We start from the raw sequence: 18,733 nt of genomic DNA, 5'->3' as shown, positions 1-18,733 counted from the left end.
AAGTTCCGTCTAGAGGCCGAGGTCGCGGCCGATGATCTCCTTCATGATCTCGGTCGTACCACCGAAGATCGTCATGATGCGGCCGTCGACGTAGTCACGGCAGACGCGGTACTCCATCATCCAGCCGTAGCCACCGTGCAGCTGCACGCACTGGTCGACCACCTTCTTGGCGACCTCGGTCGCCCACCACTTGGCCTTGGCCGCTTCGACCGCGGTCAGTTCGCCGTCGACGATGGCCTGCAGACACCGGTCCACGTACTGTTCGGTCACGTCGAGCTCGGTGTCCATCTCCGCGAGCAGGAACCGGTTGTGCTGGAAGCTGCCGATCGGCTGTCCGAAAGCCTTGCGGTCCTTGACGTATTGCAGTGTCTGACGCCAGGTTTCGCGCGCGCCGGCGATCGCGGAGATCGCGATCGACAGCCGCTCTGACGGCAGGTTCTGCATCAGGTGGTAGAAGCCGCGTCCCTCCTTGCCCAGCACGTTGGCGTTCGGCACTCGGACGTTCTCGAAGTGCAGTTCGGCCGTGTCCTGAGCATGCATGCCCATCTTGTCGAGCTTGCGGCCGCGGCTGAAGCCCTCCATGCCACGCTCGACGACCAGCAGCGAGAAACCTTTGTGGCCGGCTTCGGGATCGGTGCGGGCGACGACGACGACGAGGTCGCTGTTGATGCCCGACGAGATGAAGGTCTTGGACCCGTTGAGAATCCAGTCGTCCCCGTCACGCACGGCCGATGTGCGGATGCCCGCGAGGTCGCTGCCCGCGCCCGGCTCGGTCATCGCGACCGCGATGATGGTCTCGCCGCTGGCGATCCCCGGCAGCCACCGCTCCTTCTGCTCGTCGGTGGTCAGGTCCTTGAAGTAGGGCGCGACGACGTCGTTGTGCAGGCTCAGCCCGGGTCCGGGCACACCGGCCTTGGCGATCTCCTCGTCGATGATCGCGTTGAACCTGAAGTCGTCGGTGCCGCCACCGCCGTACTCCTCGGGCATGTTGAACCCAATCAGGCCGTGCTTGCCCGCCGCGACGTAGGCCGACCGGTCGACGATGCGATCGGCCTCCCACTTCTCGGCGTTGGGTACCAGTTCACTGTCGATGTATCCGCGCACGGTGTCGCGGAACGCCTCGTGCTCGGCTTCGTAGATGGTGCGCTTCATGATCGATTCCCTTACTTGGCTTTCCAGACAGGTTGACGTTTCTGAGCGAACGCGAGTGGGCCTTCCGCGGCATCCTCCGAGCTGAAGACGATGACGGCTTCGCGCATCGTGCGGGTCCATCCGGCTTCCTCGTCGACGACGACCCCGTCGTCGATACCGCGAGCGACCCGCTTGCTGGCCTGAACGGCCAACGGGGCGTTGACGGTGATGCGTTCGGCCAGCGCGAGCGCGGCGTCCAGCACGGTCCCGTCGGGCACGACCTCGTTGACCAGCCCCCAGCGTTGCGCGTCCGCCGCGCTGATGGGCTCGCCGGTGAGCATCATGTGCATCGCGACCTTGCGCGGAATCTGCTCGACGATCCGGAACACGCCGCCCGCGCCGGCGATCAGGCCCCGCTTCACCTCGGGCAGACCGAATGTGGCGCTTTCCTGGGCGACCACCAGATCACTGGCCAACGCCAGTTCGGTGCCGCCGCCCAGGGCGGTGCCGTTGACCGCGGCGATGGTCGGCTTGTCGATGGCATGGCGGACGTAGCCGGCGAAACCCCACTTGGGCTTATCGGGGTGCCCGATGTTCTCGCCGCGCGAGAGCGCTTTGAGATCGGCTCCGGCACAGAAGGATTTGTCGCCCGACCCGGTGAGCACCACCACCCACACGTCCGGGTCGTTCTGTGCCTCCTCCAGCGCGTCACCGAGGGCGATCGACACGGCCGCGTTGATGGCGTTGCGGGCCTCGGGCCGGTTGATCGTGATGACCATGACGTTGCCACGGCGCTCGACGAGCGCGCCGGGCTGGGGCTGATCATCGCTCACAGCAGTTCCAGGATGGTGGCGTTGGCCTGGCCACCACCCTCGCACATGGTCTGCAGTCCGTACTGAATTCCGTTGTCGCGCATGTGGTACAGCAGCGTGGTCATGATGCGGGCGCCCGAGCCGCCGAGCGGGTGACCGAGGGCGATCGCCCCGCCGTTGGGGTTGAGCCGCTTCTCGTCGGCACCGATGTCCTTGAGCCACGCCATCGGCACCGGAGCGAACGCCTCGTTGACCTCGAAGGCACCGATCTGATCGATCGTCAGGCCAGACCGCTTGAGCGCCTTCTGCGTGGCCGGGATCGGCGCGGTCAACATGATCACCGGGTCGGCTCCCGCGAGCACAGCGGTGTGCACCTTCGCCAGTGGCTTTAGACCGAGCTCCTTGGCCTTCTCAGCCGACATGAACAGCAGTGCGGCCGAGCCGTCGGAGATCTGAGAGCTGTTGCCGGCGTGGATCACTCCGTCTTCACTGAACGCGGGCTTGAGCTGCCCCATTTTCTCCAGGGTCGTGCCGCGCCGGATGCCCTCATCCTTGAGAACTGGGTTACCGTCCTGGTCTTTGATCGCCACGATCTGGTCGTCGAACGCGCCGGAATCCTGTGCCGCAGCGGCTTTTTCGTGCGAGTCAAGAGAGTATTGGTCGAGATCGGTGCGGCTGAAGCCCCACTGCTCGGCGATCATCTCGGCGCCGATGCCCTGGTTCGGGGTCTTGCTGTAGCGGTCCTTGAATCCGGCGGGGTAGGGGTTGCCGCCGCCGGCGAGCGACGAGCCCATCGGGGTCCGCGACATCGACTCGACGCCACCGGCGACGACGACGTCGTAATGGCCGGCGACCACACCGGCCGCGGCGAAGTGCACCGACTGCTGGCTCGATCCGCACTGCCGGTCCACGGTCACGCCGGGCACCGACTCCGGCCAGCCGGCCGTCAGCAGCGCGGTGCGTGCGATGTCGAGCGCCTGCTCACCAGCCTGCATGACGCAACCCCAGATGACGTCGTCGACCAGCGCCGGGTCGACCCCGGCCCGCTCGACGAGACCGTTGAGCACCTGCGCGGACAGCTCGGCCGGATGCACTCCGGAGAGGCCTCCGTTGCGCTTACCGACTGGTGAACGCACTGCCTCGACGATGACGGCTTCAGGCATGGAAGACACTCCTTCATTGGATGGGTGCCTCGAAGTTAAACGAACAAGGTTTACTAGGTCAACTTGCTCATTGGCGGCGTGCGGCGCGGTCCGCCGCGTCGATCAACTCGTCCCGGAACAGTGGGTGCGCGATCGCGGCCAGCGCGTGCCCGCGCTCCCGCACGGAGAGCCCTTCGAGCTCCGCGGCGCCGTATTCGGTGACGATGACGTCGACGTGGTGGCGGGGGGTGGTGATGACCGCGCCGCACGCGAACTGCCCGACGATCCGCGAGTGCGGGACGCCGTCGCGTTCGAACGTCGAGGGCAGGCAGATCAGCGACCGGTCGGACAGCTCGAGACCGACGCCGGCCACGAAGTCCTCGGCCCCTCCGATGCCGCTGAACTGCTCGTCGCCGATGGTGTCGGCCACCACCTGACCGTGCACGTCGACAGCCAACGCGCCGTTGATCGAGATCATGTCGGTGTTGGCCGCGATCACCTCGGGCGCATTGACCACCTCGACAGGCAGGAACGCAACCTCGGCGTTGCCGTCCAGCCAGGCGTAGAGGTCCGCCGACCCGAGGGCGAACGTCGTGACGCTGACGCCGTCGTACTGGCCTTTGTGCGCGTTGGTGACCTTGCCTGCCTGATGCAGACGCATGCAGCCGTCGGTGAACATCTCGCTGTGCAGGCCGAATTCGCCGACGTCGCCATCGGCGAGCAGCGTCGCGATCTGGCTCGGGATCGCGCCGATCCCGGTCTGCAGCGTGGCCCCGGACCCGATGAACTCCACCGCATGCCGAGCGATCGCCACATCGGTGTCGGTGGGCGCAGCGGTCGGCAGCGCGAGCGGCGGCTCGGTCGAGGGGATCAGCACGTCGATCTCGTCGACGTGCAGCGCGTGCCGGTACCGCTCGCCCCATCCACCCGTGCGTGGGAACGCCTCGGAGGCTTCGACGATCAGCAGCCGGTCCGGATCGGCTCCGGCCCGATGCAGTTCGGCGACGGTGGCACCCGCGTGCAGCGACAGCGAGCACCAGCCGTCGGCGTCGGGCGGTGTCGCGACCGTGGCCATCACGCGGGGTCGCTGCCGTTCCAGCAGCGGTCCGAAGCGGCGGAAGTCGGCGGGCATGAAGTCGACGTCGGCGCCGGATTCGCGCAGCGCGCGCTCGAGCGGGCCGTAGAACCCCGACAGGTACCGGACCCCCGGGCGGGAGAACAGCTCGGTGCCCACCGCCAGCAGCGCGCCGTACACCTGCAGGTCCGTCCAGTCGGTGCGCGCACCGAGGGCCCGCAGGAACGTCGGCGGCTGTCCCGGGCCCAGCGGAACACCCAGCGTGTCGACGGGGCGCAGCCGCTCCGCGGCTCGCTCGGCCGTCAGTTCTTCCGGCATGCCGATACCCTGCCATGCAGGTCACCGCGCCCAGCGGTCAAACGCTGAACGATTCCGAGCCCGGTTCGGTGCTCCCGACATGGTTTACTGAGTTGCACAGCTCACCGCGACCCGTGGTGGCCCGACCCAGTTGACGTGGAGACATCGTGACGCGCAGTACCCGCTTGGCGCCGATGATCGACGCTGCCGGTTCGCGGGCGGGTGTGCGCTCACCGAAGACCGCCGAACTGGTCGCGGGCACGCTGCGTCGCATGGTCGTCGAGGGTCAGCTGACCGACGGCGACTTCCTGCCCAACGAAGCCGAGCTGATGGCCCACTTCGGCGTCAGCCGGCCGACACTGCGCGAAGCCGTCCGGGTGCTGGAATCCGAGCGGCTGGTCGAGGTGCGGCGAGGATCGCGCACCGGGGCACGCGTGCGGGTACCGGGTCCCGAAGTGGTGGCCCGCCCGGCCGGGCTGCTGCTCGAACTCTCCGGCGCCACGATCGCCGATCTCTTGACGGCAAAAGCCGGCATCGAACCGCTCGCGGCGCGCCTGCTCGCCGAGTCCGGCTCGGAAGAGGCTTTCGCCGAACTCGACACGCTGCTCGAAGATCTGGTGGCCCAGGGCTGCGACTCCGACCGGTTGGCCGAGAACACCGGCACCTTCCATCTCCGCGTGGTGCAGTTGTCGGGCAACGAGACGCTGTCGATCGTTGCCGGCATGTTGCACGAGATCACGGTGCGGCACACGGCATTCGTCTTCAACGAGCGAAGGCCCGTGTCGAAAGCCGACTACGACAAGCTGATTCGCTCCTACCGCAAGCTGATGGCCTACCTGCGAGCCGGTGACGCCGCCGGCGCCGAGCAGCACTGGCGTAAGCACCTCGACGTGTCGCGTGAGCTGCTGCTCACCGGCCTGGAGAGTGTGCCGATCCGCGACGTGATGGGCTGACTGACCCCGTCTGGCTCAGGTCGTCTCTATCGTGTCGTTGCGCCACGTCACGTGCACCGGCACGGTGTCGTCCCACGGCTGCCTGGTCACCATGTCGGCGACCAGGATGTAGCCCCGCTCGAACTCCCCCGTCGCCGCGTCGACCAGACGGTACTGCTGGCGTTGCCGGTGAATTGGTTGCGCGTCGAGCAGCAGCACCCGTACCTCCCCCGGCTCGAAATGACAGCGCTTCTGCAGCGCGGCGATCAGCTGCTCGTTGTGCATGTGGCCGTCGCCGAAGTTCCATCCGATCGCGGTGCTGCAGATCCGTTCACCGTCGGTGAGGACGTAGTCGGCTTCGTCGTAGCCGGCCATCAGCCGATGCGCGAGCGTGAACATCGCGCGGCCGTGAGTGTTGAACGAGCGGAAGGCATATCCCATGTACTGGTACATCTCGGCGGTCTCGCGGCTGCCGTAGAACTTCTCCATCTGCGCTGCGGGCATGCTCGCGATCGCGACGATGCCGGCGGCGATCTTGGCGTCGGCCGAGGGCTTGATGCACCACAGCGATGTGTCCCAGTTGCCCGCGTAGTAGCGCATGCCGGGCAGGAAGGACACCTTGCGCGGGAACAGGTTTCCGATCGCGACGGTGCCCGCGGACACCGCGAACAGCACCAGCGGCCACGGGCTGCCCAGATCGCCCAGCCCGATGCCCGCGTTGCCGACGAACAGCGCCAGCACGGAGAACATCATGAAGACGTTCCATTCCAGCGGTACACCCATCGGGATCGCCGACAGGATGCCGAAGTGGAAGCACAACATCACGAACGCCGCGATCGCGGTGGGCCAGCCGCCGTGGGAGAAGAACAGCACCAGCGGGATGAGCATCTCGATCGCCGTCGAGATGTGGGCGAGCCAGCGCGACGCGGGGCCCGGTCGCAGATCGTCGGGGAAGTGCTCGAAGAACTTGCGTTTGATCCAGCGCGGGCGGATCACCGGGTTGTTGCTCATCATCGTCGAGATGACGAACGGGAAGTGCTTGTTCAGCTTCGAGGTCGCCGCGCCCATCCAGATGACCAGGCACACCAGCTTGGCCGCGATCACGATGTCGGCGCCGCTGAACAGGAAGCAGACCGCCAGCGCGCCGTAGACCTCGCCGCGCGCGGCCAGGAAGAGCACCTTGTCGCGCAGCCCGGCGAGCGCGAGCAACACCAGGATCGTGGCGGTCTGCCAGACGGGCAGCACGCCGATCTGCGAGCCGAGCTCAGGGATTGGGCCGGTGCCGTCGGAGAAAATCGCCACCAGGAGCATCACCAGAAGGGCGCCGTAGAGGACGACGTCGACGGGCGTGCGGGCGTCACCCTTGGTCAGCGGGACCCGGTTCGGCCACGGGGGTAGCCGAATGGTGCTGGGCCGCAACCAGTACAGGACCGAACCCATCGGCGGGAAGAACCGGTTGTTGAGCGGTCCGAAGCCGCAGCCGAGCCCGACGATCTCGAACAGCATCGTGTAGAAGACGACCTTCTGGTACACGATCGGCTCGTGGTACCAGGCCGCGACTCCTGTGAAGCCGTCGATGCCCGTGGTGGTCAGGACCACCAGCCACGCGACCACGGCGTAGAGCAGGATCTTGACGACGTAGAACAGGTGCATCACCACTGGGGTGCCGAAGCCCACCTCGGCCCAGTGTCTGGCCATCGGGACGATCCGCTCCGCGCGGGTTCCCTTGCTCCATTCGGCGTAGTCGACGACGGGCGCGTCTTGCTTGAGAAACCCCATGGCTCCAAAGACTAGAACGTGTTCCAGTTCTGGCGAACGCGAACAGACACAAATCGCGGGGAATCGCGGCGAAACGCCGGAGTTCGCGTCTGCTCGCCGGAAGAAGGTGACCCCAGGCCCGGGTCAGGCGGGCACCCAGTTGCCGTGGAACCCGGCGGGCACCCGGTGCGGCAACTTGATCGCGGCCACGTCGTCGAGGGTCTGCGCATCCAGGATCTTCAGCTCGCTGGAGTCGGTGGCCCGGTCGTACACGTACCCCATCAGCACGCCGTCGTCCTCGTCGGCGTCCGCGGTACTGGGCTCGAACACGAACTCGCCGACGGACTTACCCGACCCGAACGAGCGGGCGGCCGAATTGTCGCCCACCAGATCGTGTTTGAACAGCGTCTCGTCCCCACCGGCCGTGAACCCGGGCGCATAGCCGTAGCGGTGCCGCTTGCCGACGAGCCGCTCGTCGACGCGGGGGAACTCCTGCGGGCGGTCGTCGATACGCGACTCGCGGACCTTGCCGTCGGCCAGGTCGACGGTCCACCGCTCGAGCGTCGGGGGGCCCTCGCCGGGGCCCAGGTGGTCGGTGTCGAACATCGTGGGGTGGCGGACGACGTCGAGCACGACGGTGTCGCCGGAGTCGTAGGCGTTCATCGGGTGGAACACGTAGCAGGGCTCGACGTCGAACCACCGGACGTCGGCGTTACCGCCCTCGCGCGGCATCACGCCGACGCGCGCGGGGTAGTTCGGATTCCACGAGTACGGGAAGCGGCGGTCGGCCGACGGTGCGGCCGGCATGCGTGCCGCGATCGGATCGGGGATGCGGACGCGCCCGATCAACGCCGAGAGCATCAGCCGGGCGGGTAGCCGCAGCGCCCGCGGCACCGTCATCTCCACGGCCTGCTCCACGTCGAAGGTGACGGGCAGGTCGTAGAACACGACATACCGCTCGGTCAGCGAGAAGTCGTGCATCATCGGGCTTCCCGTGACGTCGATGTCGACGGTGCGACGAGCCCGGCCGTCGGCTCCGATCACCGAGTACTGCACGGTGTTCTTCTGCGCCAGGCGGTAGGACACAGCATGCAGCTCGCCGGTGGCCGGGTCACGCTTGGGGTGCGCGGTGTAACCGCCGCGCACCGTGCCGTCGAAGTCGCAGACCCCGACGGTGTCCAGCTCATCGGTGAGTTCATAGGCAGGCACGCCCGCCTCGATCAGCGCCAGCGTCTTGCCGGCGTGGCCGATCACGTTGGTGTTCGCGCCGATGGGCGACACCGCGGCCCGGACGTCGGGCGCCGGTTCGCCCAGCGCCCGCGCCGTGCCGGGGCCGCGGACCCAGCGGTTGCGGTACCACTCGGCGCGCCCATCGCGCAGCCGGATGCCGTGCACCATCCCGTCGCCGACGAACCAGTGGTACAGCAACGGGTCGATCTCCCCGATCGGGTTGGGCCCGTTGCGCAGGTAGCGACCGTCGAGATGGTCGGGGATCGATCCGGTCACCTCCAGATCGGTGAGCGTGACTTCCTCCGAGAGTGGCGCATAGACGCCCTCGAGATAGCGATTGGCCATGACGCCTCCTATAACAGCGTTATCGTGCACCCTGTATAACACCGTTATGGCAGGATGGCAACCATGAGTGGGATGCCGGAAGCCGTGATCGACGCAGGCGTGCGTCTGCTCGAGCGCGACGGCGTGGCCGCACTGCGGGCGCGCGCCGTGGCCGCCGAGGCGGGCACGTCGACGATGGCGGTGTACACCCACTTCGGCGGCATGACGGGTCTCCTCGATGCGATCGCGCGCGAGGTCTTCGACCGGTTCACGGCCGCGCTCACCGAAATGCCGCCGACCGAAGACCCGGTGGCCGACTTCCTGGCGATGGGTCTGGCCTACCACCGGTTCGCGATGGCCAATCCCCAGCGCTACCAACTGATGTTCGGCACCTCGGCCCCCGCGTCGATAGCAGCACACCGGGTCGATCTGACGTCGACCGCCAACGCCACCGACCGCAGGGAATGGGCGGCGTCCTTCGGCGCCCTGCGCCAGGCCGTGCACCGCATGAGGGCCGCCGGCCGTATCCGTGCCGACGACGAGCTCGCGGCGGCGGCTCGGCTGTGGAGTGTCGTCCACGGCGTCGTGATGCTCGAGACCGCCGGGTTCTTCGGCCACGACGGGCACGGCCTGACCCGCATCCTCGGGCCACTCATCATCGACGCGCTGGTCGGCATGGGCGACGACCGCGATGCGGCCCAAGACTCGCTGCAGGCGGTCATCGCGCGGACGGAGTCCGCCGATCAGCCGAGTTCTCGGGCCAGCAGCTCCACGTAAGCGTCGATGTCGCCGATCGCCGATTCGGCGGCGTGCACGCTGATCGCGACGGTGTCGCCGATGCCGTGCACCCCGTGGGTGACACCCATCATCGGCGACAACGCAGGGAAGCCGGCGGTGAGCACGACGGGCGCGCCGCCGAAGGACAGGTCCGCGCGCCCCCTGTTCACGCTGGAGACGACGGTGTTGCCGCTGACCGTCGACCCGCGCTGGTTCGGATCGAATTGGCCCATCCCCCAACGCAACAGCGCGGCCGGAACCGCGGCGAACACCGCGTCCTGCGCGGCATTCGCCGGGTGCGACACCCGACGGCGGCGCCGGTGCAGGTCCCGCTCGATCGCCTCCGCCCGGCGCTCGGGCGCCAGGTGTGGGTAGAGCCCGATGCCGACGTTGCCGAAGTGGTTGTTGGCGCGGCGCGCACCGGGTTTCGCCACTGGGATCTCCGCGCCGAGCTGTGCCGGGTCGTCGCCGCGCGCGCGCAGATGAGCAGCCAGTGCCGCCGAAATCGCCGTCAGCGCAGTGATGGTGACCGTCGGGCCGGCCAGCTGATCACGGCGTCGGACGACGGTGCGGACATGCACCGCGCCGGCCGGCCGGGTGTTGCTGCTCAGCACCGGGCACGGAACAGGCGGCGCCGGAACCAGTCCTGCGTCGGTGTCTCGGACCAGCCGGCGGTGCGCCCGGGCGGCGGCCACCGAACGCGGCACGAAGCCGTGGGTCGGCAGTGGTCGCACCGCCTCCACAGCGCCGGCGCGCCCGAACAGCCGGGCCCCCAGTGCTGAGGCCCGCGAGCCGTCGGCCAGCGCGTGCGAGATCTGAAGCACCGCAACTGAACCCACCTCAGTACCGGGAAGCTCGCTGACGTCGGGGAAGACGTGGAGGCGCCACGGATGGACATGGGAGTCGACCTGCTCGCCGGCCAGGGTGGTCACCGTGGCGAGCACGCGTGCCCACGTGGCCGCCTCGTGCACGACGAACTGCCGAGCCTCGACGTCGCTGCGCTCCCACACCGGATAGCGCCACGGGCCGCGGTCACGGACTCGGACCGTGAGCTCGGTACAGCGCGCGGCCTCCCCGCGTACGGCGGTGAGCGCGACGGCGGGATCGACCGGTGCCCCGAATCCGTAGAGAAGGAACTGGTCGTTCGGGGTCGCCGCCGACAACAGGAGCATCTGCGCGTCGACCGCGGTGAGTCGGCGCACCGTCATGGTGCCAAGGTTAGGCTGGCGCCATGCCACTGCTGCCACCCGTCTCGGACACCGGGGCGGTGCTGGTCACCGGAGCGTCGTCAGGCATCGGCGAGCAGATCGCCCGCGAGTTCGCCCGCCGCGGCTACCCGGTGGTGCTCGTGGCCAGGCGCGCCGACAAGTTGACCGCGCTCGCGCAGTCCCTGGACTCCCGCGCCTACGTCCTTCCCGCCGACCTGGCCGACCCGGCGCAACGCGCCGCGCTGCCCGATCAGGTCGCCGCACTCGGGCTGATCGTCGAGATCCTCGTCAACAACGCCGGCATGTCCAACCTCGGACCGGTCGCGCGGGTGCGCGTGTCCGACGAGCTGCGGCTGATCGAGCTCGACGTCGCCGCGGTCGTGGATCTGAGCGCCCGCTTCGTCCCCGCGATGGTGACGCGCGGTCGCGGCGCGGTGCTCAACGTCGCCTCGGTCGGCGCATTCGGGCCGGTGCCGTTCCAGGCCTCCTACGGGGCGGCCAAAGCGTTCGTGCTCTCGTACACCGAGGCCATGCGGGAGGAACTGCGCGACAGCGGCGTGACGGCGGCCGTGGTGTGCCCCGGCCCCGTGCGCACCGAATTCGGCGCCACCGCAGGCATTCCCGACGAAGAGGCCGAGAAGATGCTGCCCGCTTTTCTGTGGGAGCAGGCAGACGCAGTGGCGCGCACGGCGATCGACGGCCTTGACAAGGGTCGCGGCGTGATCGTTCCCGGGGCCCCCAACCGGGCGGCCGCACTGCTCTATCGCTATGCGCCGCACCGGATGCTGCTGCCACTGCTGGGCCGCAGCCACCCCGGCAGCAGGACGTGACTAGACCGGATCGAACTCTGAGATCAGCCACCGGTCGCCGACCTTGTCGAGGGTGATGCGCACACTCGAATTCGTGGCGGTCGGGGCGTCCCCGCCGACGGTCACGGTCTGGTTGACGAACACCAGCACGACCGCCTTCTCAGCGGTGGCCGAGACCGACGCCGCGGCGGGCACCGAGGCGACAGCCGAGATCTGCTTCTGCTTGGCGGCGGGGATCACGACGTCGTCGGTCAGCGACGTGTACGAATCGCGGAATTCACCGGTGAGCAGCTCCCGGGCGGTACCGAGCTGCTGATCGACCCTGTCGGGGGTGTACGACAGCAGAGCGACCGTGATGTCCCGAGCCGCCTGCACCGACGCCGCCGCGGCGACCTCCCGGTCACGCTCCCCGTCGTCCTGCCACTTGAGATATCCCGCACTCAGCGCGAGGACCAACGCCAGCGCCGGCAGCAGCCCGAATGCGACGACGCGCATCCACACCGGACGCCTGCGCGCGACCGGCGTCGTCGCCACATCGCCCGTGTCCTCGATCGGCCGGGCCTCGTGCGCCGCTGACGTCTCGTCGATCGCCCCGGTCACGGCACGAAGTCCACGTTGGACACCTTGGCCTCGTCACCGATCTTCTCCACCGAGATGCGCATCCGAAAGGCCCGCGGCTTCTGGTCCTGCCCGCCGGCATTGGACGTCTTGACCGTCACCGCAACCAGCACCTGCGCCTCGTGATCGGTCGAGCTCTCCACCCCCGCCTCGGCAATCGTGCCGACCGACGTCGACTTGGCGACCTCGACCACCTGCTTGAACGGTTCCGCGCGCTGCTGGTAGTCGTCGTAGAACGTCCCGGTGGCCGAATCCAGCACCCGCTGCACATCGGCGTCGGCGTGCTGCCAGTCGATCGTCGTCAGGTTCAGCGCGCCTTGGCGGGCCACCTGCAGGAACTGTTCGCGCTGCTCCTGCGCCCGGCGCGATTCCCAGGTGCGGTAACCCAGCCAACCGGTCAACCCGGCGAGCGCCACCACGGTGACCAGACCGACGATCAGCGCCGCCCTGACGTTCGACCGCGGCGTAGGCGCCGCGCTCAAAGTCTCGTTGTTGGCGAGGCTCTCGTCGGTGTCGAGAATCTCGCCGGGAGGCGCAGCATCGCCCGCCATGTTCGCTCCTTTGCAGCGCCGGTGGCCAGTGTCTGCAGAGACGTCTGCCCGGACCAACGTACGTGCCGCGGGAGGAACCTCAGGTGGCGGCTCGAGGCGCGTCACTCATGCGACACCGCACCAACCGCGCGCAGGGCGAAGTCGAGCAGCCGGGACTCGGCGTGCTTGACCGCCTGCACGTCCTCGGGCGCGACGCTAGACAGGATTCGACTCACCAGCGCGCTGATCGCGACCGCGTCGTGCTCGGGATCGGCCAGAGGGAACGCCCCGGAAGCGCGCCCGCGGCGCAGGATGTCGGCGAGCGAACGCTCCCTGCTCGCATGCGTGCGCTCCCGCAGGTCTCGATAACCGGCTGCCGAGCGGACCTCCTCGGAGTCGATGACGGCCATCTGCATCCGCCGCTGCGGGTCGACGAGAAGATCGAAGATCTCGCCGATCCAGGTCGCCAGTTGATCGGCGGGGCTCCCGACCGCGTCGGCAGCCACCCGGTCGACCCGTTCCGCGATCTCGTCGGCGCCTTGCTGCAGCAGTGCGAGGAAGAGATCGTCCTTCGATCGGAAGTGGCGGTAGAACGCTCGGCTCGAGACGCCGGCAATGCGCAGGATGGCCGACATCTTGACAGGTTCCCGGTGCGGATCGGACAGGCAGCGGTAGGCGGCCTCGATGATGCGCCGCCGTTCGTCGTCGGAGCCGGCCACAATTTGCACAAGCGAAAATATTAGAGCGATGCCGGCCATCCAGGACCCGAGATCGCCGTAACTGGTGTCCTGGGTAACCTCAGCCTGACGGGGACCGGCGAGAGGACGCGGTGGACGATGACCAGCAGCGATGCGACGACCGCAACCTTCATCGGCGCCGAGGGCCTGCGTTTGGTGGCCGACGAGTGGAACCGTCCGTCGACCTCCGACGACGCCGACACAGGGCGCCCGTCGGTTCTGATGCTGCACGGCGGCGGGCAGAACCGGTGGTCCTGGAAGAACACCGGGCAGGTGCTGGCCTCCCGCGGACTGCACGTGGTCGCCCTCGACAGCCGCGGGCACGGCGACAGTGACCGCTCCCCCGATGCCCGCTACAGCGTCGACGCACTGTCGGCCGACACCGTCAATGTCCTCGACCAGATCGGGCGGCCGACCGTCCTGATCGGCGCCAGCATGGGCGGACTGACCGGCATCCAGGCCGCGCGCGACGCCGGCCCGCAGCGGGTCACCGGTCTGGTGCTCGTCGACGTGGTGCCGAGGTACGAGAAGGACGGCAGCGCACGCATCCGCGACTTCATGTTCAGCCACGTCCACGGATTCGACTCGCTCCAAGACGCCGCCGACGCGGTCGCCGCTTACCTGCCGCACCGCACCCGCCCGCAGAACCCCGAGGGGTTGAAGAAGAATCTGCGGCACCGCAACGGACGCTGGTACTGGCATTGGGATCCGGCGTTTCTCACTGCGCCGCATGATGATCCGTTCCTGCGCGTGGAACAACTCGAGCAGGCGGCCGTCGAGTTGACCGTCCCGATCCTGTTGATCCGGGGCAAGCTGTCCGACGTGGTGAGCGAGCAGGCTGTCGCAGATTTCCTGGAGAAAGTGCCGGGCGCCGAGTTCGTCGAACTCTCCGGAGCGGGGCACACCGCCGCCGGCGACGACAACGACGCCTTCTCCGAAGCCGTGGTGTCGTTCGTGCTGCGGCCGTGACGGATCGGCCCCGGTCTTCTCACACCAGCAGCGGCACACCCTCCACCGGGTCGGCTCTGAGGATCTCGAACATCGCTGCAGGACTGGTCAATTCGGTCCTGGATATCGCGGTGCCCGCCACGACGAGTCGACAGGTCGCCACCGCCGAGTTGTAGCAGTACTTCTCGGCGCCACCGGTGTCGGTGTAGGTCAGGCCGATCACGTCCTCGGCGGCGGCCGCAATCTCCCCCTCGATCGTCTGCTCCCCCACCCGCGCCCCGAAACTCCACGTGAAGGGCTCATACCGGCCGTGAGTCTGCAGGCTGCCCGCGACGCTGCGCACAGCGAACTCCATCCCGGCGTGGCGCAGCACGAAGAGCGTGACCGCGGGCAGCAGAACCGGGCCCAGTGCGGCCCGCGCGGTGATGAGTTCGAGGGTGGTGTCCGGCGCGTCGTCAAACGCGCACACCTGCCCGTAGGCGTAGGCAGCAGTGTGCCGGCTGCCCCAATTGTGGTTCACGCTGCCCACCCACCCGTCGAGATGAACTGTCAGCCCGTCGATCTCGAGGCGGCCGTTCACCTCTGCCCTGGGATGCCGCACGAGTGTCTTCGCCGGCGGGAAGCGCGACTGGTTGGCCCGGTCGGACAGGACCCGCACCGCAGGCTCACCACCCGGCCTGATCGTCAGATCCCAGCGCGCGCGGCCGGCGAGCGCACCGACCGCAGCCGTGTCCGTCAGGGTCGTACCTCCGATCTGCGCGGTCCACGGAACGTCCTCGAAGACGGCGGTATCGATCGGAAAGGAATGCCGGTGCGCCCGGTGCCCGGCCGGGTCGAACGCCATCACCCACACGTCGGCGCTCGCGGTGCCGGTCGACGAACGCAGCAGTGTCTCCCGCAACCAGATCGCGCGGGCACCGTCCCCGCTGGTGGCGCGCAGCCAGCGACTCTCGTAACAGGGGGCCTGTGAACAATTCACGCCCCCAGCATCCAATACTGGAGCGGTGACCGGGATGCAGATCGTCGCGTTGGCACTGGCCGCGCTCGCCATCGGCGAGGCGGTCGCGATCGGAGTGCTGTGGCGACGGGCCCGGGCCGCACAAGCCGAGGCGGACGAGCTGCGGGGTCGCCTCGACACGCGACAGCTGCTGGTGTCGGGCGGCACGAAAGCCGTCAAGACGGTGTGGCAGACCGCGAACATCCTGCGGCGCGACGGCCTGGGCGCGGCGGTGCGCTCGTCCATCGAGGATCTCGCGGATTGGGCCGAGGTGGAACGGCCCGATCTCGCGCGGCTGTCCCGCAACGGGCGGCTGGCGATCATGTTCTCCGACATCGAGGAGTCCACCGCGCTCAACGAGCGCATCGGCGACCGCGCGTTCGTGCGGCTGCTCGGCAGGCACGACCGGGCCGTGCGCCGCCACGTGCAACGTCATGAGGGCCATGTCGTCAAGAGTCAGGGCGACGGGTTCATGGTCGCGTTCGCCCGCCCCGAGCAGGCCGTGCGCTGCGCAATCGACATCCAAGACGCACTATCCAAGCGGCGCAACGGCATTCGTGTGCGCATCGGAATCCACACCGGGAAGTCGGTACTACGCGGCGACGACGTGTTCGGCCGCAACGTGGCGATGGCGGCGCGGGTCGCGGCGCAGGCCGAGGGTGGTCAGATCCTGGTCAGTTCCGCAGTACGCGACGCGCTCGGCGTAGACAGCGACGATCTGGTCGTCGAGCCGAGCCACGACACGGAATTGAAGGGCTTCTCCGGGACCCACACGCTGTACGCGGTCACCGCGTGACGTCGGGCTGTTGCGCCTGCGCCAGGCGCTGGTGCAGGCGGGCGCGGATGTCGTCGGGAGTGTAGGAGTTGCGCCGACGCTGATCGCGAGCGACCAGCACGCCGCCGGCGACCACGCCCGCCGCCCCGGCCAGCCCGACCCACTTCCAGATTCCCCGCATATCCCCCAGTCTGCCTAAGCTGCGGGCATGAATCCAAGCACGGTGTCTCTTGAACGCGCGCTGGATGAAACGCGTACGGGCGACATCTGGTTGTTCCGCGGACACTCGGGGCCCGACCGGGCGATCCAGTCGATGACCAACAGTCCCGTCAACCACGTCGGGATGACTGTCGCGCTGGAGGATCTGCCGCCACTGATCTGGCACGCCGAACTCGGCGACAAGCTCCTCGATCTGTGGACCGGCACTCACCACCGCGGGGTGCAGCTCAACGATCTGCGGGCAGCGGTGGACCGCTGGTCGAACGCCTACGGTCAGCGCTGTTGGCTGCGCCAGCTCACGCCGCCCGCGACGACGCAGCAGGAGGATCGCATGCTGTCGGTGATCGCCCGCATGGACGGCACCCCGTTCCCCTCCACGGCTCGTCTGACCGGGCGCTGGCTGCGCGGGCGGGTGCCCACCGTCAGCGACTTCACTCGCGGAATCCCACTGATACACAAGGCTGTTCGTCGGTCGGCAGAAAAGCGCAAGGCCGAGCGGACGCAGATGGGCCTCGAGACCGCATACTGCGCGGAGACCGTGGCGATCACCTACGAGGAAATGGGGCTGCTCGTCACCGAGAAGAATGCGAACTGGTTCGACCCGGGATCGTTCTGGAGTGGTGACGATCTGCCCCTGGCCGACGGCTGCCGCCTCGGAGACGAGATCGCGGTCGTGCCGTGAAGAACTCCGGTGAAACGCCGGGGCGGCTACCGGCTTCCGTGCACCCGCAATGCTTTGCTGTTCGCAGGCACCGCGAGACAAGGGAGTGTCAGGCATGACCGTCACCGCCCGAGCCCCGTCCCCCGACGCTGATGACGAGCCGCGCACGCTCTCTCGCGGACGGGCGCTGTCCATCGTCGTCGCCTCGCTCGGCACGCTCGTGATCATCGTCGCACTTCTGCTCACGACTCGTGGCCCTGCCACGCAAGAGGTGCAATCGATTCCAGCGCAGCCGAATGCAGCATCAGCGCGGGTGGCTGCACCCGTGAAGCCCGCACCCGTGGCGCCCGCGCCGCTGCCCGCTCCCGCGGTGGCAGCACCGGCCGCCCCGGCGGATGCACCGGAGGCCATGCCGATGGACAGCCAGGGCTTCATCGACTCCGCAGCACGGTGCGACTCCGGTCAGAGCGCTGTCGCCGTCGCCCGCACCGACCGCGCGGCCATCGCGGTCTGCCGCGACGGGGACGGATACACCTACCGCGGCGTGCGATTGCGTGACGGCGCGTCCCTGCGCCTCGACGACGTGCGCCTGATTCCTGCCGGATTCGAAGCGCGCAACGACACCACCACATACCGACTCACGAACACCGAACTCGTCGTCATAGACGGTGAGGCACTGCAGAGCCGGGACCGCGTCATCGAATACCGGGCCGGCTGAATCGGTTTCACCCGTGCCCACGATCACCGCGATCCACCACCCCGGGCTCAACGCGCCCTCGGGCATCATCGCCGCCGGCGGCGACGTCTGGTTCACCAACATCGGTGACGACCGAATCGGCCGGGTACGCGACGGTGAGGTCGAACTTTTCGGCGCCGAAGCGGGCGTCATTCGCTTCCCTGCCAACATCTTTCCCGCAGCTGACGGCCGGGTGTGGTGCACCAGCCTCGGCTCCGATGCACTGATCGCCATCGACCCGCGCAGCCCCGATCCGGCGTCGACGATCACCGCATGTCCCCTACCGGCCGGGAGTCGCCCGGTGGCGCTCAAGTCGGCCCCCGACGGTCTGCTGTGGTGCTCGCTGCGCGGCAGCGATGCGATCGCTTCGGTCGATCCGTGCGCCGACGATCCCGCGGCGTCGCTGCGTTTGATCACCGACGACGGCATCGCCGCCCCCGCCGCCCTGTACGTGACGACGGACGGTCAGCCGTGGTGGGTCAACGCGGGATCGCTCGGTAGCTGCGATCCGCGCACCGGGGAGGTGACGACGGTCGCGTCACTTCCTGCGACTCCGCGGGCATGGGCGCAGGCCGATGACGGCACGCTGTGGCTGACCACCCGCGAGCCCGCGGGACTACTGAGGTTCGACCCCGGGGACCCCATCGGCACCATGCGCCACTTCATCCACCCTGATCTTGGCGAACCCGACGGAATCTGCCTCGCCGGCGGCCGCCTGTGGTTCGTCGACACGGCCACCGACCGCATCGTCGGTGTCGCGCCGGATCGCGCGTCTGACCAGCAAGCCTGGACGTTCGTCAGCTCGCCCGACATCCGCGGACCGTTCGACATCAAACCCGGCCCGGACCCGAGTGTGGTGTGGTTCACAAACAAGGCGGGAAACACCCTCGGCCTGCTCAGCGCTGAACCCTGACGGAACGTTCGAACTCACCGCGGCCGCGCATCGGTTTACTGATCGAATTCTGTGGCTACGCTGAGAAACGGTTCGGGGGGTCGTTGCGTTCTTCACAGCGACTC

The 18,733-nt window shown here is 68.3% G+C and carries 20 protein-coding genes; 8 read left to right on the top strand and 12 right to left on the bottom strand.

Features of this window, described 5'->3' with window-relative positions:
- Window positions 1-9: 9 nt before the first annotated feature.
- The 4 genes from ACZYYX_RS15910 to ACZYYX_RS15895 form a co-directional block, all read right to left on the bottom strand.
- Window positions 10-1,152: an acyl-CoA dehydrogenase family protein gene (locus tag ACZYYX_RS15910; RefSeq protein ID WP_463815493.1), complete on the bottom strand. Its 1,143-nt coding sequence runs from the start codon at window positions 1,150-1,152 to the stop codon at window positions 10-12.
- 11 nt (window positions 1,153-1,163) lie between these two features.
- Window positions 1,164-1,964, bottom strand: coding sequence for a crotonase/enoyl-CoA hydratase family protein (locus ACZYYX_RS15905; RefSeq protein ID WP_463815491.1), 801 nt, complete (start codon window positions 1,962-1,964; stop codon window positions 1,164-1,166).
- Window positions 1,961-3,106 (bottom strand): thiolase family protein, encoded by a 1,146-nt coding sequence (locus tag ACZYYX_RS15900; protein ID WP_463815490.1) that lies wholly within the window; start codon window positions 3,104-3,106, stop codon window positions 1,961-1,963. Before ACZYYX_RS15900 ends, ACZYYX_RS15905 begins: the two co-directional genes overlap by 4 nt.
- Before the next feature lie 67 nt (window positions 3,107-3,173).
- A complete protein-coding gene (locus ACZYYX_RS15895) occupies window positions 3,174-4,478 on the bottom strand; it encodes an acetyl-CoA hydrolase/transferase family protein (RefSeq protein ID WP_463815489.1) in 1,305 nt (434 codons plus the stop codon).
- Window positions 4,479-4,624: 146 nt separating this feature from the next.
- Between ACZYYX_RS15895 and ACZYYX_RS15890 the strand changes: the two genes are divergently transcribed.
- Complete coding sequence (locus ACZYYX_RS15890) at window positions 4,625-5,410, top strand: FadR/GntR family transcriptional regulator (RefSeq protein WP_463815488.1); 786 nt, start codon at window positions 4,625-4,627, stop codon at window positions 5,408-5,410.
- Between the two features lie 15 nt (window positions 5,411-5,425).
- Here the strand turns inward: ACZYYX_RS15890 and ACZYYX_RS15885 are convergent, their stop codons facing one another.
- On the bottom strand, window positions 5,426-7,168 hold the full coding sequence (locus ACZYYX_RS15885) for a DUF3556 domain-containing protein (RefSeq protein WP_463815487.1): 1,743 nt from the start codon (window positions 7,166-7,168) through the stop codon (window positions 5,426-5,428).
- Between the two features lie 123 nt (window positions 7,169-7,291).
- A complete protein-coding gene (locus ACZYYX_RS15880) occupies window positions 7,292-8,722 on the bottom strand; it encodes a carotenoid oxygenase family protein (RefSeq protein WP_463815486.1) in 1,431 nt (476 codons plus the stop codon).
- A 63-nt stretch (window positions 8,723-8,785) separates the two neighbouring features.
- Between ACZYYX_RS15880 and ACZYYX_RS15875 the strand changes: the two genes are divergently transcribed.
- Window positions 8,786-9,478 (top strand): TetR-like C-terminal domain-containing protein, encoded by a 693-nt coding sequence (locus tag ACZYYX_RS15875; RefSeq protein WP_463815485.1) that lies wholly within the window; start codon window positions 8,786-8,788, stop codon window positions 9,476-9,478.
- Here the strand turns inward: ACZYYX_RS15875 and ACZYYX_RS15870 are convergent.
- Window positions 9,445-10,686, bottom strand: a complete 1,242-nt coding sequence (locus ACZYYX_RS15870; RefSeq protein ID WP_463815484.1) for a WS/DGAT domain-containing protein — start codon at window positions 10,684-10,686, stop codon at window positions 9,445-9,447. The genes ACZYYX_RS15875 and ACZYYX_RS15870 overlap by 34 nt on opposite strands.
- Window positions 10,687-10,709: 23 nt before the next feature.
- On the opposite strand from ACZYYX_RS15870, the gene ACZYYX_RS15865 reads away from it, so the two are divergent.
- Complete coding sequence (locus ACZYYX_RS15865; RefSeq protein ID WP_463815483.1) at window positions 10,710-11,516, top strand: SDR family NAD(P)-dependent oxidoreductase; 807 nt, start codon at window positions 10,710-10,712, stop codon at window positions 11,514-11,516.
- Here the strand turns inward: ACZYYX_RS15865 and ACZYYX_RS15860 are convergent, their stop codons facing one another.
- The 3 genes from ACZYYX_RS15860 to ACZYYX_RS15850 all read right to left on the bottom strand — a co-directional run bounded on the left by ACZYYX_RS15860 (window position 11,517) and on the right by ACZYYX_RS15850 (window position 13,371).
- Window positions 11,517-12,047 carry a hypothetical protein gene (locus tag ACZYYX_RS15860; RefSeq protein ID WP_463815820.1) on the bottom strand — a complete coding sequence of 177 codons (531 nt, stop codon included), beginning with the start codon at window positions 12,045-12,047 and terminating at the stop codon, window positions 11,517-11,519. It abuts the gene before it with no gap.
- A 44-nt stretch (window positions 12,048-12,091) separates the two neighbouring features.
- Window positions 12,092-12,664, bottom strand: a complete 573-nt coding sequence (locus ACZYYX_RS15855) for a tetratricopeptide repeat protein (protein ID WP_463815481.1) — start codon at window positions 12,662-12,664, stop codon at window positions 12,092-12,094.
- Between the two features lie 101 nt (window positions 12,665-12,765).
- Complete coding sequence (locus ACZYYX_RS15850) at window positions 12,766-13,371, bottom strand: TetR/AcrR family transcriptional regulator (RefSeq protein WP_463815480.1); 606 nt, start codon at window positions 13,369-13,371, stop codon at window positions 12,766-12,768.
- Window positions 13,372-13,479: 108 nt separating this feature from the next.
- On the opposite strand from ACZYYX_RS15850, the gene ACZYYX_RS15845 reads away from it, so the two are divergent.
- Window positions 13,480-14,349, top strand: coding sequence for an alpha/beta fold hydrolase (locus tag ACZYYX_RS15845; protein ID WP_463815478.1), 870 nt, complete (start codon window positions 13,480-13,482; stop codon window positions 14,347-14,349).
- 19 nt (window positions 14,350-14,368) lie between these two features.
- On the opposite strand, the gene ACZYYX_RS15840 is transcribed toward ACZYYX_RS15845, so the two are convergent.
- Entirely contained in the window at window positions 14,369-15,307 is a 939-nt protein-coding gene (locus ACZYYX_RS15840; RefSeq protein WP_463815476.1) for a hypothetical protein, read from the bottom strand.
- 34 nt (window positions 15,308-15,341) lie between these two features.
- On the opposite strand from ACZYYX_RS15840, the gene ACZYYX_RS15835 reads away from it, so the two are divergent.
- Window positions 15,342-16,121, top strand: coding sequence for an adenylate/guanylate cyclase domain-containing protein (locus ACZYYX_RS15835; protein ID WP_463815819.1), 780 nt, complete (start codon window positions 15,342-15,344; stop codon window positions 16,119-16,121).
- Here the strand turns inward: ACZYYX_RS15835 and ACZYYX_RS15830 are convergent.
- Entirely contained in the window at window positions 16,111-16,281 is a 171-nt protein-coding gene (locus tag ACZYYX_RS15830) for a hypothetical protein (protein ID WP_463815475.1), read from the bottom strand. The two genes, ACZYYX_RS15835 and ACZYYX_RS15830, sit on opposite strands and share 11 nt — an antisense overlap.
- A 42-nt stretch (window positions 16,282-16,323) precedes the next feature.
- On the opposite strand from ACZYYX_RS15830, the gene ACZYYX_RS15825 reads away from it, so the two are divergent.
- The 3 genes from ACZYYX_RS15825 to ACZYYX_RS15815 all read left to right on the top strand — a co-directional run bounded on the left by ACZYYX_RS15825 (window position 16,324) and on the right by ACZYYX_RS15815 (window position 18,629).
- Window positions 16,324-17,001, top strand: a complete 678-nt coding sequence (locus ACZYYX_RS15825) for a guanylate cyclase (protein WP_463815818.1) — start codon at window positions 16,324-16,326, stop codon at window positions 16,999-17,001.
- 94 nt (window positions 17,002-17,095) lie between these two features.
- Window positions 17,096-17,698, top strand: coding sequence for a hypothetical protein (locus tag ACZYYX_RS15820; protein WP_463815474.1), 603 nt, complete (start codon window positions 17,096-17,098; stop codon window positions 17,696-17,698).
- A 13-nt stretch (window positions 17,699-17,711) separates the two neighbouring features.
- Window positions 17,712-18,629 carry a Vgb family protein gene (locus ACZYYX_RS15815; RefSeq protein WP_463815473.1) on the top strand — a complete coding sequence of 306 codons (918 nt, stop codon included), beginning with the start codon at window positions 17,712-17,714 and terminating at the stop codon, window positions 18,627-18,629.
- Window positions 18,630-18,733 lie beyond the last annotated feature (104 nt).

This window comes from Mycobacterium sp. IDUB_1 (genome assembly GCF_055419625.1).
This window is presented reverse-complemented; position numbering and strand designations above follow the sequence as displayed.